The organism is uncultured Phenylobacterium sp., from assembly GCF_902826855.1.
Lineage (GTDB): Bacteria > Pseudomonadota > Alphaproteobacteria > Caulobacterales > Caulobacteraceae > Phenylobacterium.
In genome coordinates, this window is sequence record NZ_CADEGK010000350.1 from 1 (window position 1) to 2290 (window position 2290).

1 protein-coding gene and 1 pseudogene are annotated in these 2290 nt (G+C 68.5%); one reads left to right on the plus strand and one right to left on the minus strand.

Annotated elements, in window-relative coordinates; all coding sequences use genetic code 11:
* A pseudogene (locus tag QZV94_RS24600) lies at positions 1 to 639 on the plus strand (UDP-2,4-diacetamido-2,4,6-trideoxy-beta-L-altropyranose hydrolase); the annotation flags it as partial.
* Here QZV94_RS24600 and QZV94_RS24605 read toward each other — a convergent pair.
* Entirely contained in the window at positions 636 to 2144 is a 1509-nt protein-coding gene (locus tag QZV94_RS24605) for an NAD(P)/FAD-dependent oxidoreductase (protein WP_293683044.1), read from the minus strand. The pseudogene QZV94_RS24600 and the gene QZV94_RS24605 overlap by 4 nt on opposite strands.
* Between the last annotated feature and the right edge of the window lie 146 nt (positions 2145 to 2290).

Sequence of the window (2290 nt, forward strand, 5' to 3'; positions counted from 1 at the left end):
TGGGCTGCCGCGCCCTGGTCATCGCGGTGCGCCACAAGACCAGCGAATACCTGTCGACCGGAATTCGCCGCCCTGCGCGAGCCCGCTCTCGCCTGGCGCGGCGAGCCGGTGCAGCGGATCCTGGTGGCCATGGGCCTCACCGACGTGGGCGGCGTCACCGCCCGGCTCGTCGAGCGCCTGCGTCCCCGGGTGGACGACGTGGGCCTCGACATCGTGCTGGGCGCCGCGGCCCCCAGCCTCCCGGGCCTCGCCAAGGTCGCCCGCCGCGACCCCCGCCTGACGCTGCACGTCGACACGCCGCACATGGCGAGACTGACCGCCGAGGCCGACATCGGCGTCGGCGCGCCCGGCTCGTCCACCTGGGAGCGTTGCACCCTGGGCCTGCCGTCGGTGCTGGTGGTGCTGGCCGAGAACCAGCGCGCCGCCGCGCGCGCCATGGCCGAGTGCGGGGCGGCCCTGGTGGTCGACCTTGCCGCCGCCGACTTCGCGGCCGCCTTCGACCGCGCGCTCATGCGCCTCTTGCGCGACGCGGGCCTGCGTCGCGACCTGGCCCGCGCCAGCGCCGAGGTCTGCGACGGCCTCGGCGCCGGGCGCACGGCCGAGGCGTTCCTCGCCGTGATCGCCTCGCGCAGGTCCTAGGCGGCCTGGTCGGCCGCCGCCTTGCCCTCGTAGACGAACGCCGCGTCGTCCAGGTCGACCAGAGGCAGCTCGTCCTTCTCGCGCCAGTAGTCCTGGCTGTGCCGCCACTCCGGCTTGTCGCCGCGCTTCGGCAGCAGGTGCATGCCGCGAAGGAGGTAGCCCGGGTTGAAGTCCTGGGTGTCCATCCAGGGCATCAGCGGCATGTCACGGTCCTGGGGTCTCAGCGCCACCGAGACCTTCATGGCGCCCCGCTCGTCCATATGGTTCAGCAGGCGGCACACGAAGTCGGCCACCAGGTCGGCGCGCAGGGTCCAGCTGGCGCGGAAATAGCCGAACACCCAGACCATGTTGGGCACGCCGGTGAACATCATGCCGCGGTAGGTGACGGTGTCGGCGAAGTTCAGCGGCTTGCCGTCGACCACGAAGTCGATATCGCCCAGGACGTTGAGGTTGAAGCCCGTGGCGGTGATGATGACATCGGCTTCGAGCAGGTCGCCCGACTTCAACCGGATGCCCTTGGCCTCGAAACGCTCGATCTCGTCGGTGACGACCGACGCCTTGCCCGCCTTCACCGACTGGAAGAGATCGCCGTCAGGGACGAAGGCGATCCGCTGGCGCCAGGGCCGGTAGGACGGGGTGAAGTGCTGGGCCGTGATCTCAGGCCCCACCAGGGCGCTCACGCCCGCCAGCAGCTCCTGCTTCACCGATTCCGGCTCCTCGAACGCCCGGCGGGTGAACAGGTCCTGGTCCAGCAGCAGCTTGCGCCGCACGATCTCATGGATCCAGGTCTCGTCGATCTTCAGCTCGCGCAGGATGTCGGCCAGGTCGTTGGCGTTCCGCCCGGGGATGAAGTAGGTGGGCGAGCGCTGCAGCAGGGTCACGTGCGCGCAGTCGTCGGCGATGTTGGGCAGCAGCGTCGCCGCGGTGGCGCCCGAACCGATGAGCACGACCTTCTTGCCCTTCAGGTCCAGGTCGGACGGCCAGGTCTGGGGATGGACGATGCGGCCCTTGTAGTCGTCCATTCCCGCCCACTCCGGCGTATAGCCTTCGGAGTGGCGGTAGTACCCCTGGCACATCCACAGGAAGTTGGCGGTGAACCGCCTGGGCTCGTTGGTGTCGGTGCGCACCGCATCGATGGTCCAGAGATTGTCGGCGCTCGACCAGGCGGCGCGCACGATCCGGTGCTGGTAGCGAATGTGACGTGCGAGGTCGTTCTCGTCGATCACCTCGCCCATGTAGGTGAGGATCTCCTCGGCCGTGGCGATGGGCGGACCCACCCAGGGCTTGAAGCGGTAGCCGAAGGTGTAGAGGTCGCTGTCCGAGCGGATGCCCGGATACTTGTGGGTCAGCCAGGTGCCGCCGAAGCCCTCTTGCGACTCCAGCACCACGAAGCTCTTGCCCGGGCATTGCTGCGTCAGGTGATAGGCCCCGCCTATCCCGGAGATGCCGGCGCCCACGATCAGGACGTCGAAGTGCTCGGCCTTGGCCGCGATGGAGACGTTCACGCCTTACCTCCCGCTGGTTCTTTGCGCGCAGTGTCCCGGCCCTGCCGAGCTGCGCTTTGATCGACATCAACTAAACGTCGATAATGTAGCCTTTCAACCTGCATTCCCCAAGTGGCGTGGCGTTTGAGGTGAAGATCGCCTGTATC